Annotated in this window: 14 protein-coding genes and 1 pseudogene; 9 read left to right on the forward strand and 6 right to left on the reverse strand. The window is 68.2% G+C overall.

From position 1 onward, the window contains the following. Positions 1 to 23: 23 nt before the first annotated feature. From glcF to HWX07_RS27440, 7 genes and pseudogenes are all read left to right on the forward strand, one after another. Positions 24 to 424, forward strand: a pseudogene (glcF, locus tag HWX07_RS27410) (glycolate oxidase subunit GlcF); the annotation flags it as partial. 22 nt (positions 425 to 446) lie between these two features. After that, the gene (locus tag HWX07_RS27415) at positions 447 to 851 is read left to right on the forward strand and encodes a heme-binding protein (protein WP_175878396.1); all 405 of its coding nucleotides are present in this window, start codon (positions 447 to 449) and stop codon (positions 849 to 851) included. A gap of 350 nt (positions 852 to 1,201) precedes the next feature. Beyond that, complete coding sequence (locus tag HWX07_RS27420; protein ID WP_175878397.1) at positions 1,202 to 3,376, forward strand: malate synthase G; 2,175 nt, start codon at positions 1,202 to 1,204, stop codon at positions 3,374 to 3,376. 557 nt (positions 3,377 to 3,933) lie between these two features. Next, positions 3,934 to 5,499 (forward strand): sensor domain-containing diguanylate cyclase, encoded by a 1,566-nt coding sequence (locus HWX07_RS27425; RefSeq protein WP_175878398.1) that lies wholly within the window; start codon positions 3,934 to 3,936, stop codon positions 5,497 to 5,499. A 149-nt stretch (positions 5,500 to 5,648) separates the two neighbouring features. Beyond that, a complete protein-coding gene (locus HWX07_RS27430; RefSeq protein WP_175878399.1) occupies positions 5,649 to 7,031 on the forward strand; it encodes a cache domain-containing protein in 1,383 nt (460 codons plus the stop codon). Positions 7,032 to 7,062: 31 nt separating this feature from the next. Next, on the forward strand, positions 7,063 to 7,707 hold the full coding sequence (locus HWX07_RS27435; protein ID WP_175878400.1) for a response regulator transcription factor: 645 nt from the start codon (positions 7,063 to 7,065) through the stop codon (positions 7,705 to 7,707). Positions 7,708 to 7,722: 15 nt separating this feature from the next. After that, a complete protein-coding gene (locus tag HWX07_RS27440) occupies positions 7,723 to 8,079 on the forward strand; it encodes a hypothetical protein (RefSeq protein WP_175878401.1) in 357 nt (118 codons plus the stop codon). 185 nt (positions 8,080 to 8,264) lie between these two features. On the opposite strand, the gene HWX07_RS27445 is transcribed toward HWX07_RS27440, so the two are convergent. Then, complete coding sequence (locus tag HWX07_RS27445) at positions 8,265 to 8,861, reverse strand: ABC transporter substrate-binding protein (protein WP_050013460.1); 597 nt, start codon at positions 8,859 to 8,861, stop codon at positions 8,265 to 8,267. 333 nt (positions 8,862 to 9,194) lie between these two features. Between HWX07_RS27445 and HWX07_RS27450 the strand changes: the two genes are divergently transcribed. Beyond that, complete coding sequence (locus HWX07_RS27450; protein WP_175878402.1) at positions 9,195 to 11,828, forward strand: MMPL family transporter; 2,634 nt, start codon at positions 9,195 to 9,197, stop codon at positions 11,826 to 11,828. Continuing rightward, complete coding sequence (locus HWX07_RS27455) at positions 11,821 to 12,828, forward strand: VacJ family lipoprotein (RefSeq protein ID WP_175878403.1); 1,008 nt, start codon at positions 11,821 to 11,823, stop codon at positions 12,826 to 12,828. Before HWX07_RS27450 ends, HWX07_RS27455 begins: the two co-directional genes overlap by 8 nt. Positions 12,829 to 12,943: 115 nt before the next feature. On the opposite strand, the gene HWX07_RS27460 is transcribed toward HWX07_RS27455, so the two are convergent. The 5 genes from HWX07_RS27460 to HWX07_RS27480 all read right to left on the reverse strand — a co-directional run bounded on the left by HWX07_RS27460 (position 12,944) and on the right by HWX07_RS27480 (position 18,347). After that, on the reverse strand, positions 12,944 to 13,651 hold the full coding sequence (locus tag HWX07_RS27460) for a phosphorylase (protein ID WP_175878404.1): 708 nt from the start codon (positions 13,649 to 13,651) through the stop codon (positions 12,944 to 12,946). A gap of 3 nt (positions 13,652 to 13,654) precedes the next feature. Further along, the gene (gene shc / locus HWX07_RS27465; RefSeq protein ID WP_175878405.1) at positions 13,655 to 15,628 is read right to left on the reverse strand and encodes a squalene--hopene cyclase; all 1,974 of its coding nucleotides are present in this window, start codon (positions 15,626 to 15,628) and stop codon (positions 13,655 to 13,657) included. A gap of 12 nt (positions 15,629 to 15,640) precedes the next feature. Beyond that, positions 15,641 to 16,894: a hydroxysqualene dehydroxylase HpnE gene (gene hpnE / locus HWX07_RS27470; RefSeq protein ID WP_175878406.1), complete on the reverse strand. Its 1,254-nt coding sequence runs from the start codon at positions 16,892 to 16,894 to the stop codon at positions 15,641 to 15,643. A 13-nt stretch (positions 16,895 to 16,907) separates the two neighbouring features. Next, a complete protein-coding gene (hpnD, locus tag HWX07_RS27475) occupies positions 16,908 to 17,756 on the reverse strand; it encodes a presqualene diphosphate synthase HpnD (protein ID WP_175878407.1) in 849 nt (282 codons plus the stop codon). Between the two features lie 258 nt (positions 17,757 to 18,014). Beyond that, on the reverse strand, positions 18,015 to 18,347 hold the full coding sequence (locus HWX07_RS27480; protein WP_175878408.1) for a hypothetical protein: 333 nt from the start codon (positions 18,345 to 18,347) through the stop codon (positions 18,015 to 18,017). Between the last annotated feature and the right edge of the window lie 190 nt (positions 18,348 to 18,537).

Raw genomic sequence — 18,537 nt, forward strand, 5'->3', positions numbered from 1 at the left:
CCGGTCGCGTCCAGCCATCGAGCCGCAACGTCGACGCGTGGCGGCCCGCGATCGAGGCCGGTGCGGCAGCGATCGTGCCGACTGCGAGCGGCTGCGGCGCTTTCGTCAACGAATACGGCGATCTGTTGGGCTCCGACCCCGTCCATGCGGAGAAGGGCGCGTCCGAAAGCCGGCCGACGCGGCTCGGCTTCGATCTGACGAATGTCGCCAACGGCCACCTGGGCCGCGGCTCGGGCGGCACGTATCCGCTGACGCCACCGAACTCGCGACGACGTTGCGCGACGTCGAATCCGACGCGCTGGAAGCCGCGCAGCCGAACCTGATTGTCAGCGCCGACATGCGCTGCCAGACTTATCCGCACGACGCGGGCCGCGCGCCCGCGCGCCACTGGATCGAGCACGTCGACACCCGGCCGGTCAACTGACCGCCGACTCCGGAGGAAAGCCATGCAAACGAAACCCGAACTCGAACTGGCCGATGCCGAGCGCATGCTCGCCGCCGCCCGCGCGGAAGCGGAACACCACGGCTGGGCCGTGTCGATCGCCGTCGTCGACGACGGCGGCCACCTGCTCGCCTTCGCGCGGCTGAACGGCGCCTCGCCGGCCAGCAGCACCATTGCGCAGGAAAAGGCGCGCGCGGCGGCGCTCGGCCGTCGCGAGACGAAGGCGTATGAGGATATGATCAACGGTGGCCGCACCGCGTTTCTGAGCGCGCCGCTGTCGGGATTGCTCGAAGGCGGCGTGCCGGTCACGGTCGACGGCCGGATCGCAGGCGCGATCGGTGTGTCTGGCGTAAAGTCCGAACAGGACGCGCAGATCGCCCGCGCCGGTACACAAAGCGTCGTGGCCTAGGGCCTGTTCACGCTGATAACGGGCTTGCGAACGTGCCTTTGCGCCGTCCCCAAGGGGACTTCCTTCCGGCGCAGGCAAGGAGAGTGGAGGCGCGATAGCCGTAGCTATTGCAACGACGAACGACGCCGCCATGCGGGGGGAAAGGCGCGTTCCCCTGTTTGGAGAAAATCGTTCGTGGGGCTGGCCCCAGAAGGGCCGATCGCCGCGTCATGCTCCTCGCGAATACGTCGAGTATTCGCTCGTCGCAATCCTTGCGCTCGGCCCTTCTGGGGGCCAGCGCAAGCCCGTTATCAGCGTGAACAGGCCCTACAGCCAACGCGCGCGTTTTTCATTCCCCGGGAGGAATCACGATGATCGACCAAGCAGGACTGCAAGTCGCGCCAGCGCTGAGCCAGTTCATTGAAAACGAAGCGCTGCCGGGCACCGGCATCGACAAGGCCGCGTTCTGGAGCGGTTTCTCGGCCCTGGTGCACGATCTCGCGCCGCGCAACCGCGAGTTGCTCGCCGAACGCGACCGCCTGCAGCAGGAACTCGACGCGTGGCATCGCGCGCACCCCGGCCCGGTACGCGACCATGCCGCGTATCGTGCGTTCCTCGAAAAAATCGGCTACCTCGTGCCGGTCCCTTCGAACGTCGCGGCAGCCACCGCGAACGTCGACAGCGAGATCGCCACGCAAGCCGGCCCGCAGCTCGTCGTGCCGCTGTCGAACGCGCGCTATGCGCTGAACGCCGCGAATGCACGCTGGGGCAGCCTGTACGACGCGCTGTACGGCACCGACGCGCTGCCGGAAGACGGCGGCGCCGAACGCACCGCGGCCTACAACCCGACGCGCGGCCAGCGCGTGATCGACTACGCGCGCAACGTGCTCGACAACGCGGCGCCGCTCGCGAGCGGCTCGCACCGCGACGCGCTGCGCTACCGCGTGCAGGACGGCCAGCTCGCGGTCGAAACCGCGAAGGGCGTCGTGCACCTCGCGCAGCCGGCGCAGTTCGTCGGCTACCAGGGCGCGGCCGATGCGCCGTCCGCGATCCTGCTGAAGCACAACGGCCTGCACCTCGAGATCCAGATCGATGCGTCGACGCCGATCGGCCGCGCCGATCTCGCGAACGTGAAGGACGTCGTGCTCGAAGCAGCGGTCAGCACGATCATCGACTGCGAGGATTCGGTCGCGGCGGTCGACGCCGACGACAAGGTCCAGCTCTACCGCAACTGGCTCGGCCTGATGCAGGGCACGCTGGTCGAGGAAGTCGCGAAGGGCGGCAAGACCTTCACGCGCCGCCTGAACGCCGATCGCGAATACACGACGCCGGCCGGCGGCACGCTGTCGCTGCACGGCCGCTCGCTGCTGTTCGTGCGCAACGTCGGCCACCTGATGACCAACGGCGCGGTGCTCGACCGCGACGGCAACGAGATTCCGGAAGGGATTCTCGACGGCGTCGTCACGACGCTCTGCGCGCTGCACGACCTGAAGGCGAAGCGCAATTCGCGCACGGGCTCGATCTATATCGTGAAGCCGAAGATGCACGGCCCGGTCGAAGTCGCGTTCGCCGACACGCTGTTCGCGCGTATCGAGGATCTGTACAACCTGCCGCGCAACACGCTGAAGATGGGCATCATGGACGAGGAGCGCCGCACCAGCGTGAACCTCGCCGCGTGTATCGCGGCAGCGGCCGCGCGCGTCGCGTTCATCAACACCGGCTTCCTCGACCGCACCGGCGACGAGATGCACACCGCGATGGAAGCGGGCCCGATGATCCGCAAGGGCGACATGAAGGCGTCGGCGTGGATCCAGTCGTACGAGCGCAACAACGTGCTCGCGGGCCTGTCGGCCGGCCTGCGCGGCCGCGCGCAGATCGGCAAGGGCATGTGGGCGATGCCGGACCTGATGCATGCGATGCTCGAGCAGAAGATCGCGCATCCGCGCGCCGGCGCGAACACCGCCTGGGTGCCGTCGCCGACCGCCGCGACGCTGCACGCGCTGCACTACCACCTCGTCGACGTACAGGCCGTCCAGCAGGAACTCGAGAAGACGCCGTATGCCAGCGAGCGCGACGCGCTGCTCGAAGGGCTGCTGACCGTGCCGGTCGTCGAGCGTGCCGCGTGGAGCGAGGCCGAGATCCTGAGCGAGGTCGAGAACAACGCGCAGGGCATCCTCGGCTACGTCGTGCGCTGGGTCGAACAGGGTGTCGGCTGCTCGAAGGTGCCGGATATCCACGACGTCGGCCTGATGGAAGATCGCGCGACGCTGCGCATTTCGAGCCAGCACATCGCGAACTGGCTGCGCCACGGCGTGATCACCGAGGCGTTCGTGCTCGACGTGTTCAAGCGGATGGCCCGCGTCGTCGACCAGCAGAACGCCGGCGATCCGAACTATCGCCCGATGGCGCCCGGCTACGACCAGTCGACGGCCTTCCAGGCCGCGTGCGCGCTCGCGCTGCAAGGCACGTCGCAGCCGAGCGGCTATACCGAGCCGCTGCTGCATCGGTTCCGGCTCGCGTTCAAGGCGCAGCAGCACGGCGCATGAACCTGCGCATGCGGGCGCGTCCCGCATGCCGGGGCGCCGGTTGAACACCAGCCTGGCGAAACGGGCAGCCTCACGGCTGCCCGTTTTCATATTCGCATTCACCCGATCGCTGAAACCGATAATCGGCGCCTATCGTCGGCTTTCGCGTGCAATGGCCTGCTGACTGTTAATCCGCCGTTTCCGCGGCCGTATGGCGCGCCGCCTTCCGCCACACCGCAAAGCCTTGCGTGGCAACGCTTCAGCCGATATTGGCAAGCCCGGGATTACACCGTAATTTGACCCCGATCAACCGGGTGCAACATTTTCCGCGCACGCAAACACGCGCGTTATACTCCGTGGAATTCGCATCGCGCGATTCATCGGATCGTCGAATTGCAGTAGACGTTTACCTATGAATACAGGGTTTATCCGGCCGCGATCGTCGATAATCGGCGCCCGTCTTCTCCGCTGAACGGAAGGCTGGCACGGGCAGGGCAGCGCACCGGATCGCCACCGGTAGTCATACGAACAATCGCATCGGCCCGCCGCCCGGCGACGATGCCCCCGATCCACGGACCATGGCCGAAACCGACTACGCAATGCCCAGCGAATCCGGCCTGACGAGCCGTGTCGCCGCTCATCTGCGCCGGTTCCTCCTGCCGCACCTGATCTTCTATACGGGGCTGCTGATCGCGCTGATCCTGCTGCTCCTGTGCGGGATCGTCCTGTACGAAGGCCGTATCGATGCGCGCGACCGCTCGCGCAGCATGCAGCAGAACCTCGCGCTGATGGCGTCGTGGGACATCGAACGCAACATCGAGATCTATTCGCTGTCGCTGCAGGCGGTGGTCGAAGGCGCGAACGACCCCGAAGTCACCAGGCTGCCGATGCCGCTGCGCCGCCAGGTGCTGTTCGACCGCGCGACGACGGCCAAGTACCTCGGCGGCATCTACGTGCTCGACGCGAAGGGCGACATCGCGGTCGACGGCAAGAGCGACGTGCCGCGCAAGGCCAACTTCGGCAACGAGCCGTACTTCACCGTGCACCGCGACCACCCCGACGTCGGCCTGTACGTCAGCGATCCGTATCATTCCCGGTTGCGCGGGGGCTCGCCGAGCATCGCGCTGAGCCGGCGGATCACGCGGCCCGACGGGTCGTTCGGCGGCGTCGCGGTGATGTCGATCCGGCTCGAATATTTCCAGAACCTGTTCTCGCGCCTGTCGCTCGGCGATCGCGGTTCGGTTGCGCTGATCAACACGGACGGCAAGATGGTCGCGCGCGAGCCGTACGACCCCAAGATCGTCGGCCGCGACATCAGCCGCGCGAGCACGTTCCGGCAATTCATGACCGCCAGCGAAGGCAGCTTCGCCGATACCGCATCGATCGACGGCGTGCGGCGCCTGTACGTGTTCCGGCACCTCGACGGCCTGCCGCTCATCGTCATGGTCGCGCGCTCGGAAGCGGACACCTACGCCGCGTGGTACGACCGTGCGATCCCGATCGGCTCCGCGATGGTCTTGCTCGCGATCGGCTTCGTCGGCCTGTCGCTGCTGCTCGACGTGCAGCTGCGCAAGCGCCATCGCGCGGAAACCGAGCTGCAGGCGCTCGCGCGCACCGACGGCCTGACGGGCCTCGACAACCGCCGGATGCTCGACGTCACGCTCGCGCGCGAATGGCGCCGCGCCGCACGCTCGCAACATGCGTTGTCGCTGCTGTTCATCGACGTCGATTACTTCAAGCACTACAACGACACGCAGGGCCACCAGGCCGGCGACGACGCACTCGCCGCGGTCGGCCACTGCATCGCCGGCTGCCTGCGCCGGCCGGCCGACTATGCGGCGCGCTACGGCGGCGAGGAATTCGTCGTGGTGCTGCCGGACATCGACACGGACGGCGCGGTGACGATCGCCGAAACGATCCGCACGGGCATCCTCGATCTCGGCATCCGGCACGACGCCAGCACGGTCGGCCGGCTGACGGTGAGCATCGGCGTGACGACCAGCTACCCCGAGCGCGACGACAACATCCAGGCCGCGCTGAAGCTGGCCGACGAGGCGTTGTACCGGGCGAAGGAAGGCGGGCGCAACCGCATCGTCGTGCAGGCGGCCACGTCGCCGGACGATCTCGAATCGCGGCAGGCCTGAGCGTACGGGCAACGGCCGGGCCGCCGCCGTCCGCGTGCAAAATCACCGACAATATCGGCTCGATACGCCCCCGCGCCGCCGCGCGGCCGATGCGCGCGGCCAGCCCGCGCCTGACCGGTCGCACCCGTTCGCGGCCGCTTCGCACCACCATGAGACTCAAGGCAAAGATCTTCCTTCTGGCCATCGTGCCGTTCCTGCTCGCGATCGCCGGCATCGGCTTCGGCGTGCGCCAGCAGGCAACGTCGCTCGCGCGCACTCAGCACGCGACGATCCAGGCCGCGTACCTGTCGAGCAAGGAAGTCGAGCTGAAACACTACGTCGAGCTCGCGACGAGCGCGATCATGCCGCTCTACGACGCGAGCGGTCGCAATGCGCGCGACGACGCGCTGCTGCGCACCCAGGCGCTCGCGATGCTGCAGAAGATGGATTTCGGCCCCGACGGCTATTTCTTCGTGTACGACCTGCACGGCAATTCGCTGATGCATCCGCGCGAGCCCGAGCGCGTCGGCCACAACTTCTGGTCGATGCGCGACCCGCAGGGCGCGCTGACGATCCAGAAGCTGATCGGCGCGGCATCGCACGGCGGCGGCTACGTGCGCTACGCCTGGCAGCGGCCGTCGACGGGCCGCGTCGCGCCGAAGCTCGGCTATGTCGTCGCGCTCGAGCGCTGGGGCTGGATGGTCGGCACCGGCATCTATCTCGACGACGTCGACACCGCGCTGCAACGCATCGACGCGCGCGCGTCCGCGAACATCGAACGCACGATGAGCTGGCTCACCGCGATCGCGCTCACCGGCGCGGCGGCGATCGCCGTGTGTGCGCTGGTGTTGAACGTCAGCGAGTCGCGCAGCGCCGATGCGAAGCTCAAGCTGCTCGCGCAGCGCGTCGTCGAATCGCAGGAGCAGGAGCGCGCGCGGTTGTCGCGCGAACTGCACGACGGGATCAGCCAGATGATGGTGTCCGCGAAGCTGATGCTCGAATCGGCGCTCGCACGCTTCGAACGCGGCACGTCGCGCGTGCCCGAAGCCGAGCAGGCGCTCGCGTCGGGCGTCGGGCGGCTCGGCGACACGCTGCGCGAAGTCCGGCGCATCTCGCATGCGCTGCGGCCGTCGATGCTCGACGATCTCGGCCTCGCGGCCGCGCTCGAGCAACTCGTGCGCGAACTCGGCGCCGAAAGCGGCATCGACATCGGCTATACGCAGGTCGCGCACAGCGGCACGCAGCCGCTGCCCGAAGCCGTCAACACCGCGCTGTTCCGGATTGCACAGGAAGCGCTCAGCAACATCGTGCATCATGCGCGGGCGTCGCGCGCGGCGGTCACGCTCGACGTCGGCGCGCAATCCGTCACGCTGACGATCGCCGACAACGGCTGCGGCTTCGACGCCGAACGCTCGCAGGCCGACGCGCGCCGCGGCATCGGCCTGCGCAACATGCGCGAACGCCTCGACGCACTCGGCGGCACGCTGACGATCACGTCGCAGGTCGGCCATACGATCGTCGCCGCGAGCGTGCCGCTGCCCGGGGCGGCGTGACGACGCGCCCAATCACAGGAGACTTTCACGCATGAGCGCCCCCGATACCGCCCGGCCCGCTGCCCGACTGCTGCTCGTCGACGATCACCCGCTCGTGCGCGACGGCTTGCGGATGCGGCTGGAAGCGGCCGACCTGTCGGTGGTCGGCGAGGCCGGCAACGCGGACGAGGCGCTCTCGCTCGCCGAGTCGCTCGAACCCGATCTCGCGCTGATGGACGTCGGCATGAACGGAATGAACGGCATCACGCTCGCGGGTGTATTCCACGAGCGGTTTCCGGGCATCCGCGTGCTGATGCTGTCGATGCACGACAACATCGAATACGTGACGCAGGCGGTGCGCGCCGGCGCGAGCGGCTACCTGCTGAAGGATTCGCCCGCGAGCGAGATCGTCCGCGCGATCGGCGCGGTACTGGCCGGGCAGACGTTCTTCAGCGAAGGGCTGGCCGCCCGGATGATCCAGGCCAGCGCGATGGCATCGCCGCTGGACCGGTTGACGCCGCGCGAGCGCGACATCCTCGACGCGCTGGCCGAAGGGCTGTCGAGCAAGCAGATCGCGCAACAGACGGGGCTGTCGGTACGCACGGTCGAGACGCATCGGCTCAACCTGAAGCGCAAGCTGGAGATCGAAGGACAGGCCGAACTGATCAAGTTCGCGGTCGAGCATCGGCGGCGGTAGGGCAAGCGCGCCCGGATGGCGCGCCGGGACGCGCACATCACCCTCGAATTTCATACTTGTCCAATCGACCTCACCTTGGGGGGCGATGGAATCCTCTCGCTTGCCGAAACGAGCACCGTGCTCGTGATTGTTTTTTCCCGTCAAATGAAACTCGTGACTGTAGTAGCAGGCGCACTTGTCGGTGGAGCGCTCGCGACAATGATCTGCTGGGGAACACTCTACGTTTACGGAGCATTCGTCCTGCATGGCAAGGGAAGTCTCTTCGACACGAACCCCGCGATCGCGAATCTATTTTTCGTCACATGGGGCGGATTGATTTTAGTTTTCGCAATGGCCGGCGCAATTGTCGCGACTCGCGGGAAATCGCGTTAACCATCCGCCCGACGGGCAACGCACAATGAGACGCGTCGGATACTCGCTCCCGTACTGGATCGCCGCCCTGATTCGCTAAGTCAGCATCGCGCAGGAGTCGCCCCCTCTCCACCGCTCGGCCGACCTACGAATAGAAAAGGCGCCCGAAGGCGCCTTCCATGCATCCGAACTACGCGCAACAACCGTCAGTTCGTCCGCGAATTGTGTTTCTGCAGATACGCGATCAGGCCGTCGATCCCGCCCGTCGCGAGCTGGCTCTTGAATTGACCCTGATAGACCTGGATCAGCCACGCACCCGACATGTCGATGTCGTAGATCTTCCAGTCGTTGCCGACCTTGCCGAGACGATAGCCGACCGACTGGCTGTCGCCCGGCGTCGTCACCGTCGACTGCACGAGCGCGTCGGCGCCCGACGCGCCGCCCGGCTTGAACGAGAACTTCGCGTCCTGGTTGCCGAGCTGCGCGAGCGACGCGGCATAGGTGCGCGTCATCAGCAAGCGGAACTGCTTGTACAGCTCCTGCTGCTGTTGCGGCGTGGCCTGCTTCCACGCGTCGCCGACCGCGATGCGGGTCGTGCGCTCGAAGTTGGTCACGGGCAGGAAGCGCTGCTCGACGACCTGCGTGATCTTCGCCATGTCACCGCCGCGCGCGGCCGGATCGGCCTTCATCGCGTTGACGGTGCCCTCGACCGCCGTGCGGACGAGATCGACCGGCGCACTCTGCGCGAAAGCGGAAACCGACACGGCGGCCGCCGCGACGAAAGCAAACAGATGACGTTTCATACGAATTTCGCACTCGATGGAAAAAAACGGCCGGCGCTTTGCATCGACCGGGTGGAGCAAAGTATACCGGGCCCGACGCCGCGTTGCCGCGCAGTGACCGACTGTTACCTTTCAGCGCCGTTTGTCACAGCGGCAAGGGCACGGGGGCGTGCCGACGCATCGCCCCTGTGATTATGTAAATATCCCCATACAAACGAACCGGCCGCGCGGTCCGATTGCGACGCCGGTAGCAAATATCCTTCCCGCCCCGATTCTCCGCAACGTCACGACCGTCGCCGCGCCGCGCCGGTATACTTGGCTACTTTGCCCTAGCCAGCCGCTCCCCACCGCCACATGGTGACATCTCTCATCGTCCGACTCGTTGCGTGGTCGGTGCGCCGCCCCGTCTGGGTCGTCGTCCTGTCGCTCGTCATCGCCGCGTTCAGCGGCGTCTACGTCGCGCAGCATTTCAAGATCAACACCGACATCAGCAAGCTCGTCGATGCGGAGCCGCAATGGGCCGCACTCAGCAAGGCGGTCGACAACGCGTTCCCGCAACGCAACGGCACGATCCTCGCGGTCGTCGAGGCGCCCGCGCCCGAATTCGCGACTGCCGCCGCGCACGCGCTCACCGAAGCGCTGCGCAAGGACGCCGATGCCGGCCGTATCGGCCCGGTCGCCGAACCGGGCGGCGGGGCGTTCTTCGAGCACAACGGGCTGCTGTTCCTGTCGCCGCAGGAGGTCTCAGATACGACCGCGCAGCTCGCGAGCGCCCGCCCGCTCGTCAACGAACTCGCGAAGAACCCGAGCCTCACCGGGCTCGCCACCACGTTGTCCACCACACTCGGCCAGCCGCTCCTGACCGGCCAGGTGAAGCTGCCCGCGATGGCGAAGCTGCTCGCGCGCAGCGCCGCGACGGTCGACGACGTGCTGGCCGGCAAGCCGGCCGCGTTCTCGTGGCGCGCGCTGGTCGACAACGACGCCGCGCGGCAGCCCGCGCGCGCGTTCGTCACCGTGCAGCCGGTGGTCAACTACGGCGCGCTGAAGGCCGGCGCGGCAACGAGCCAGGTGATCCGCGACGCGGCCCGTTCGCTCGATCTCGACAAGCGCTACGGCGCGGTCGTGCGCCTGACCGGCGAACAACCGCTCGCCGACGACGAATTCGCGTCGGTCGAAGACGGCGCCGCGCTCAACGGCGTGCTCACGCTGCTCGCCGTGCTCGTGATCCTGTGGCTCGCGCTGCGCTCGAAGCGGATGATCGGCTCGGTGCTCGTCACGCTGTTCGTCGGCCTCGTCGTGACGGCCGCGCTCGGCCTCGCGATGGTCGGCTCGCTGAACATGATCTCGGTCGCGTTCATGGTGCTGTTCGTCGGCCTCGGCGTCGATTTCTCGATCCAGTACGGCGTGAAGTACCGCGAGGAACGCTTCCGCGACGAGCGCATCGATCACGCGCTGATCGGCGCCGCGCACTCGATGGGCATGCCGCTCGCACTCGCCACCGCGGCCGTGGCAGCCAGCTTCTTCTCGTTCATCCCCACCGCGTATCGCGGCGTGTCCGAGCTCGGCCTCATCGCGGGCGTCGGGATGTTCGTCGCGCTGCTGACCACGCTCACGCTGCTGCCGGCGCTGCTGCGCCTGTTCGCGCCGCCGGGCGAATCGAAGACGCCGGGCTTCCCGTGGCTCGCGCCGGTCGACGATTACCTCGATCGCCATCGCAAGCCGATCCTGATCGGCACGCTCGCGGTCGTGATCGGCGCGCTGCCGCTGCTCGCGTTCCTGCATTTCGACTTCAACCCGCTGCACCTGAAGGACCCGAACAGCGAATCGATGGCGACGCTGCTCGCGCTGAAGGATTCGCCGGAAGCCGCGGTCAACGACGTCACGCTGCTCGCGCCGTCGCTCACGCAAGCCGATGCGGCCGCGAAGCGCCTCGACGCGCTGCCCGAAGTCGGCCGCACGACCACGCTGTCGACCTTCATCCCGGCCGACCAGCCGGCCAAGCGCGCGGCCATCGCCGCGGCCGCGAGCGAACTGCTGCCCGCGCTGACGCAGCCGGCCGCGCCGCCCGCGACCGACGCGCAACGCGTGGCCGCGCTCAAGCGCGTGTCCGACCTGCTCGGCTATGCGGCCGAGGATCACCCGGGCCCGGGCGCAGCGGCCGCGCAGCACCTGTCCGCGTCGCTCGCGAAGCTCGCCGCCGCCGACAGCGCGACGCGCGACCGTGCCGAGCGCGCGTTCTCCGATACGCTGCGCATCGCGCTCAGCCAGCTCACCGCGCTGCTGCAGCCGCAGGACATCACGCGCGAATCGCTGCCGCCGCAGATCGTGCGCGACTGGGTCGCGCCGGACGGCCACGCGCTCGTGCAGATCTCGCCGAAGGTGCCGAAGGGCGTCGATCCGAACGACGACACGATGCTGCGCCGTTTCGCCAAGGCCGTGAAGGCCGCGGAGCCGGGTGCGACCGGCGGGCCGATCTCGATCCTGCATTCGGCCGACACGATCATCAACGCGTTCCTGCATGCGGCGCTGTGGTCGATCATCTCGATCACGATCCTGCTGTGGGTCACGCTGCGCCGCTTCGGCGACGTGCTGCGCACGCTGGTGCCGCTGCTCGTGTCGGGCATCGTGACGCTCGAGATGTGCGTCGTGCTCGGCATGTCGCTGAACTTCGCGAACATCATCGCGCTGCCGCTGATGCTCGGCGTCGGCGTCGCGTTCAAGGTGTATTTCGTGATGGCGTGGCGCGGCGGGCAGACGGGGCTGCTGCATTCGAGCCTCACGCACGCCGTGCTGTTCAGCGCCGCGACGACGGCAACCGCCTTCGGCAGCCTGTGGCTGTCGCACCATCCGGGCACGTCGAGCATGGGCAAGCTGCTCGCGCTGGCCCTCACCTGTACGCTGATCGGCGCCGTGGTGTTCCAGCCCGTCCTGATGGGCAAACCGCGCGTCAAACGCGCCAAGAACCAATCGCAAGGAATCAATGAATAAGGTGCGAATCATTGCGGCGACCGTCGCCGCCAGCGCGATGCTGACCGGCTGCGCGACGGGACCGAACCGCAACCCCAACGACCCGCTCGAGCCGATGAACCGGGCGATGTACAAGTTCAACGACACGGTCGACACGAACATCGCCCAGCCGATCGCGAAGGGCTACCAGAAAGTCACGCCGACGCCCGTGCGCACCGCGATCAGCAACTTCTTCTCGAACCTCGGCGATCTCGGCAACATGGCCAACAACCTGCTGCAGTTGCGCATCACCGATGCGACGCAGGATCTGATGCGCGTGGCGATGAACTCGCTGTTCGGCGTCGCCGGCCTGATCGACATCGCGACGCCGGCCGGGCTGCCGAAGCATCACCAGGATTTCGGGCTGACGATGGCGCGCTGGGGCATGCCGTCGGGCCCGTACCTCGTGCTGCCGGTGTTCGGGCCGAGCACGATCCGCGACGGCGTCGGCCGCGCGGTGGACGTGCGCTTCAACCTGCTGAACTACATCGAGCCGGCCGCGCGCAATCCGATGTACATCGCGCAGTTCATCAGCGCGCGCTCGGACCTGCTCGGTGCGACCGACCTGCTGAAGCAGGCCGCGCTCGATCCGTATTCGTTCGTGCGCGACGCGTACCTGCAACAGCGCAAGTCGCTGACGTATCACGGCCAGTCGGCATCGGCCGCGGCGCCGAACTACGCGGAGCCGGGTGAAGCCGGTGCGGTGCCGGCGGCTGCGCCGACCATGCCGGGCAGCTTGCCGAACTACGAGGATCCGGGCGAGTCGGGCGGCGCATCGGGCGCGGCGCCGAACAATGCGCCGGCCGCGCCCGGATTGCCGCAGTACGACGATCCGGGTGCGGATAACGCGATGCCGGCGAGTGCGCCTGCTGCGGCACCGGCCGCTGCGTCGGCCGGAGCGACGACAGCGCCGGCCGCCAACGGCGCGCCCATCGCACCAGCGATGCCGACGTTGCCCGCGAGCAGCCCGGCCGCGCAGTAACGCCGCCACGGCGACCGCGCAAAAGCAAAGAGCGCTGCATCATGCAGCGCTCTTTTTTTGTCCGCGCGAAACGGCAAACCGAAAAGCGGGGGGAGAAGGCAGCAGCGAACGCCGCTCAAACGATTCGCATCGCGCCCGCCCGCTCGAACGCGTGCCGGGCCTGGATCAGCGTCGTACGCGCCGCGCGCGCGTCGCTGGCGACTTGCAGCAGCGGGCCGAGCTGCGACGGCTGCTTCAGCAATTCGCGCAGGATCGGCAGGATCGCCGTGCTGCCGTCGTCGCGCAGGCCGGCCGTCGCCGCGCTCGGCAGCGTGCGCCACGCCGGATCGACGATCGCGCGGCACACCGCGAACGGCACGCCGCGCGCGGCCGCGAAGGCCGCCGCGATATGCGACTCCATGTCGACGGCCAGCGCGCCCTTCGCGTGATGGAGCGATGCCTTGTCCTGTTCGCTGACGACCGGCGCGCCGACGGCCGCGATCGTGCCGCGCGTGACGCGCGCCCACACCGGCGTGTCGTGCAGCGCGGCGACGAGCCGCGTGCTCCAGCCCGCATCGGTCGCCACTCGACCGAACGGCCCGTCGATCGCGTTCGCGATCACGAGCGCGCCGGGCACGAGATCCGGTGCGAGCCCGCCCGCCGTGCCGAAGCTGACGATGCCCGCGCAACCGCGTGAAGTCGCCTCGGTCAGCGCCCGCTCGAGCCGGTCGGCTCGCGCGGCGAACACGGCCTCGACGCCGTCACCGCGCGCGATGCGCGCCTCGAACGCCATCCCGGTCACCGCGATGACGGGCAATGCGCCGTTGTGCTGCGTCGTCGCCACGCGTTACATCCCGACCGTCACGCGCGTCGCGTTCGCGCGCTTCAGGTTGCGGTAGCGCGCCAGCGCCCACAGCGGGAAGAACTTGCGATAGCCGTGGTAGCGCAGGTAGAACACGCGCGGGAAGCCCGTTGCCGTGAAGCGCGTCTCGTCCCACAGCCCTTCTTCGTTCTGCTGAGCGACGAGGTAATCGACGCCGCGCGCGACGGCCGGGTTGTTCACTTCGCCGGCCGCCATCAGGCCGAGCAGCGCCCAGGCCGTCTGCGACGCCGTGCTCGGCGCCTGCTCGTAACCGCGGTAGTTCAGCTTGTAGCTGTCGCCGTCCTCGCCCCAGCCGCCGTCCTTGTTCTGGATCGACAGCAGCCACTGCGCAGCGCGCTTCATGCGCGGGTCGTCCGGCGTCAGGCCGGCCGCGTTCAGCGAGCACAGGGCCGTCCACGTGCCGTACACGTAGTTCATCCCCCAGCGGCCGTACCAGCTGCCGTCCGGCTCCTGTTCCTTCAGCATGTAGTCGAGCGCGCGGCGCGCCGGCTCGCTGTTCAACGGCGTCTCGCCGAGCTGCGCCAGCATCGACAGGCAGCGGCCCGACACGTCGGCCGTCGGCGGATCGAGCAGCGCGCCGTGATCGGAGAACGGGATGTTGTTCAGGTAGTACTGCGTGTTTTCCGGTTCGAACGCGCCCCAGCCGCCGTCGCTGCTCTGCATGCCGACGACCCATTCGCGCGCGCGCGCCATCGATTCGCGATACGTGTCCGATTGCTTGAGCTTTTGCGCGCGATCCATCGCCATCACGACCACGGCCGTATCGTCGACGTCAGGGTAGTGCGCGTTCGCGTACTGGAACGCCCAGCCGCCGGGCCGCACGTTCGGGCGGCGCGAGATCCAGTCGCCGCGCACGTCGAGGATCTGCAGCGGGCGCAGCCATTCGAGGCCGCGCAGCACGGCTTCCTCGGCACGCGCGTCGCCGGTTTCGAGCAGCGCATGCGCAACGAGCGACGTATCCCACACGGGCGACAGGCACGGCTGGCAATACGCCTCGTCGTCGTGCACGACGAGCAGCTTGTCGAGCGCCTTGCGCGCGATTGCACGGTTCGGATGATCTTCCGCGTAGCCGAGCACGTCGTACATCATCACCGCGTTGGCCATCGCCGGATAGATCGCGCCGAGGCCGTCCTCACCGTTCAGGCGCTCGTCGACGAACGACACGGCCTGACGGATCGCGCGCTCGCGCGTATAGCTCGGGAACAGGCCGTCGACCGCGCGCAGCGCATGGTCGACCACGCGGAAGAACGCGAACCAGCCCGCGCTCTGGTGGCCCTGGCGCGGCAGCAGCCCGGCGTTGACGGGCGGGTCGATGAACAGCTCGTCGATGCGCACGCCGCGCGGATTCTTCGCGAGCGGACGCTTCGCGTTCAGCACGAGCAGCGGCACGATCACGGTGCGCGCCCAGTACGACACCTTCGACAGATGGAACGGGAACCACTGCGGCAGCAGCATGATCTCGACCGGCATCATCGGCACCGCGCGCCACGGAATCGCACCGTACAGCGCGAGCTGGATGCGCGTGAACACGTTCGACATCTCGGCGCCGCCCATCGCGTGGATGGCACGGCGCGCGCGCTGCATGTGCTCGGCGTTCTCGTCGTCGCCGATCACCTTCAGCGCGAAATACGCCTTCACGCTCGCGCTGATGTTCGGCGCGCCGTCGGTGAACAGCGGCCAGCCGCCGTCGGCCTGCTGGATGCGGCGCAGATACTTGCCGATCTTCTGTTCGAGCTCGAGGTTCGGCGTCTCGCCAAGATAGTGGACGAGCAGCACGTATTCGGCGGGAATCGTCGAATCCGCTTCGAGTTCGTAGACCCAGTGGCCGTCCGCTTGCTGCGCGGCGAGCAGCGCGTCGGTCGCCCGCGCGACCGCCGTGTCGACGCCTGCCGGCACGGCGCCGGCGGACAAGGTAGCCATTTCGGTGAGATCGTTCATCGGTCCCTCTCGTTATTGCGTCTGGAGCACGTCCGCGGCCAGCTGGCCGGAACGGATCGCGCCCTCGATCGTGGCGGGCAAGCCGGTGGCAATCCAGTCGCCCGCGAGTACAAGATTGGTCCAGCGCGTACGCACGGCCGGACGTTTCATTTCCTGCGACGGCACCGCCGCAAAGCCCGCGCGCGGCTCGACGACGAGCTGCCACGCGGGAATGGTTTCAGGGTTCGCGCCGCTCGCGCGCGCGACGTCTTCCCAGATGCGCCGCGCGAGCGTGTCGCGCGGCATGTCGAGCCAGCGGCCCGCATCGCGGATCGTCGCCGCGAGCAGGCCGTCGCCGGTCCGCACCGCGTCGACGACACCGTTGACGACGGTCGTCTGCAGCGGGTTGCCGGTCGACGCGTCGACCGCGAAATACGCGGTCACGACCGCGCTGAACGTGTCGGGCGCGGCGAGTTCGGGCACGAGCGGCTGCGCGACCTCGGGCGGCACGGCCAGCACGACCGCGTCGCCCGGCGCGAGATCGATGCGCTCGCCGCCGACCGATACCGCATCGACCGCATTGCCGTGCGCGCCGAATTCGAACGCGTCGAGCCGCGAATTCAGGCGGATCTGCGCGCCGCCGTGCTGCAGCATCCGCAGCGCCGGTTCGACGAACGCGCTGCCGAGCCCGCGGCGCGCGACGAGCGGGCGGCAGCCGGGGCCGCCCGCGGCAAACGTGCCGCACAGCGCGGCACGCGCGAGCTCGGCGCTCGCGTGGCGCGGCTCGATATTCAGCACCCCGAGGAAAAACGGTCGCAGCCAGCGATCCCACAGCACGCCGTCGCATCGCATCGTCTGCGCGAGCGAGCGGCCCGTGCGGGCGAACGCAAGCGGGGCCAGCGCGAGGTAGTCGAGCGGCGTCGTGCCCGGTGCGCGCGACGCGGCATCGAACAGCCACGACGGCCAGCGGCCGTTGCCGAAACGCAGCGTCCAGCGCTGCTGCGACGCGATGTCCACGACCGGGAATTCAGCCAGCGCGGGCCCCGCGAGCTGATCGGCCGCGCCGATCGCGCGCAGGTAGCGCTGCGTCGCGGGCTGTCCCGCGAAAACCGTGTGCAGCCCGCTGTCGAGCGTCGTGTTCAGCGTCCCGTCGAACCACGAGCGGCAGCGGCCGCCCGCGTGTGCATGCGCGTCGTGCAACACGATGCGGCGCCCCCGACGTTGCAGCTCGACCGCGGCCGACAGGCCCGCGAGTCCTGCGCCGATCACGTGGACGGTTCTGGGCATCGCCTCGGTCGACTCAGAACAGCGCGTAGCGCGCGGCGATCATCAGCATGCGCGCCTTCGGCTTGCGCAGCGGCGCGCGCGGCGCGGCAAAGCCGCGTGCGATCGCGGCCTCGAGAATGCAGCGATACGCGCCCGACATGATGCGCGGCGCCTTCACCTGCGCACGCGGGCAGGTGTCCATCACCGCGTCGGCCTGACGGAAGTGCTCGAGCGCGCGCTCGACGAGCGTCGCGCACACGCGCGGCAGCGCCGGATCGCGCACGATCGTCGCCGGATCGGTGATCGCGATGCCTTCGCGCTCGAGCAGCTCGCGCGGCAGGTAGCAGCGGTTGATCGCCGCGTCGTCGTCGATGTCGCGCAGGATGTTCGTCAGTTGCAGCGCGCGGCCGAGGTGGTGCGACAGCGTGATCCCTTCGGCTTCCGGCATCCCGAAAATCCTCACCGACAGCCGGCCGGCCGCGCTCGCCACGCGATCGCAGAAGAGGTCGAGCGTCGGCTCGTCGGGTGCGCAGATATCTTCGGCCGCATCCATCGCCATCCCGTCGATCATCGCGTGGAAATCGTCGCGCTGCAGGTTGAACGCGCGGATCTCGCGATCGAGCGCGACCAGGTGGCGCGGCGGGCGACCGGCGAAGCAGGCGTCGATGTCCGCGCGCCAGCGATTCAAGCCCGCGTTGCGCTCGGCGCGCGGCAGATCGCTGTCGGCGATGTCGTCGACCGCGCGGCAAAACGCGTAGACCTGGAACATCGCATCGCGCTGCACGGCCGGCAGGATGCGCATCGCCAGATAGAAAGAACTGCCCGATGTGACGGCAGCGGCGTCGGTTTCTTGTTCGTCCACGACGGAATGGGAAACGGCCAAGACGAGCTCCACGGAGACACCCACGCGGGGCGATTGAAGAAGCCATGCCCGGCAGGGATGGTCAGGGCGTCGAATGCGTGCGGGATAGGCGAACGATCGACGCAGACAGGCACAAATTACCGGCCGGAAGCCGGAATTGGCCGAAAGTATAGCAATCTTTGAAGTTCGATGGCGGACACGCGCCATGTGTGGCGGGGTGTTGAGCGCCCTCGGGAGGGCGGCGCGGCCGGCCTCGGCGAATGGACCCCGCGCGACGCGTCAGCCGTAGACGATGTCGCGCTGCAGATCGAGTGCGATGAGCCCCATTTCGCGTGTGAGTTGCAGCATCGAGCGGCGCTCGAGGCGCGAGCCCATGAAGCTCGTCACGCGGCCGTCGGGTTCGGCGGTGAACTGGAAAACCGCGCCGCCCGTACCGAACCACGCGCCCGGCACGTCGGGCGATTCCTGCCAGTCGATGTGCTCGAACACGCGCGCGATGCCCGCGCGCACCAGGTCGCCCGGGCCGATCGGCGGCGCGATGTCGCCCAGGTCGTCGAGCGAATAGGGGCCGGGTTTGTTCGGCTTCCGGTAGAAGAGATAGTCGACGTTCATGGGGCGCAATCGCGAGTAAAGCAACAAATTAGCGTGCTTCGGCACAAATTCAAATCAGATATGGACGAAATGTGGCCTGCGCGACACAAAGGGGCGGATCGTTGCCGCGCGGGAGACACGCTGCGCGAGCGCGTTTCGATGGCGGCGGGTTCGTCTAAGATGACACCTTTATCGAAAAAATACGGACACC

Origin of the sequence: Burkholderia sp. BCC0097, from assembly GCF_902832985.1 — a bacterium.
Lineage (GTDB): Bacteria > Pseudomonadota > Gammaproteobacteria > Burkholderiales > Burkholderiaceae > Burkholderia > Burkholderia orbicola.

Coding starts and splice junctions, on each gene's coding strand:
- hpnE (WP_175878406.1), bottom strand. CDS start 16,894: ATGCCCAGAACCGTCCACGTGATCGGCGCAGGACTCGCGGGCCTGTCG.
- HWX07_RS27415 (WP_175878396.1), top strand. CDS start 447: ATGCAAACGAAACCCGAACTCGAACTGGCCGATGCCGAGCGCATGCTC.
- HWX07_RS27435 (WP_175878400.1), top strand. CDS start 7,063: ATGAGCGCCCCCGATACCGCCCGGCCCGCTGCCCGACTGCTGCTCGTC.
- HWX07_RS27450 (WP_175878402.1), top strand. CDS start 9,195: ATGGTGACATCTCTCATCGTCCGACTCGTTGCGTGGTCGGTGCGCCGC.
- HWX07_RS27455 (WP_175878403.1), top strand. CDS start 11,821: ATGAATAAGGTGCGAATCATTGCGGCGACCGTCGCCGCCAGCGCGATG.
- HWX07_RS27445 (WP_050013460.1), bottom strand. CDS start 8,861: ATGAAACGTCATCTGTTTGCTTTCGTCGCGGCGGCCGCCGTGTCGGTT.
- HWX07_RS27480 (WP_175878408.1), bottom strand. CDS start 18,347: ATGAACGTCGACTATCTCTTCTACCGGAAGCCGAACAAACCCGGCCCC.
- HWX07_RS27440 (WP_175878401.1), top strand. CDS start 7,723: ATGGCGCGCCGGGACGCGCACATCACCCTCGAATTTCATACTTGTCCA.
- HWX07_RS27430 (WP_175878399.1), top strand. CDS start 5,649: ATGAGACTCAAGGCAAAGATCTTCCTTCTGGCCATCGTGCCGTTCCTG.
- shc (WP_175878405.1), bottom strand. CDS start 15,628: ATGAACGATCTCACCGAAATGGCTACCTTGTCCGCCGGCGCCGTGCCG.
- HWX07_RS27420 (WP_175878397.1), top strand. CDS start 1,202: ATGATCGACCAAGCAGGACTGCAAGTCGCGCCAGCGCTGAGCCAGTTC.
- HWX07_RS27425 (WP_175878398.1), top strand. CDS start 3,934: ATGGCCGAAACCGACTACGCAATGCCCAGCGAATCCGGCCTGACGAGC.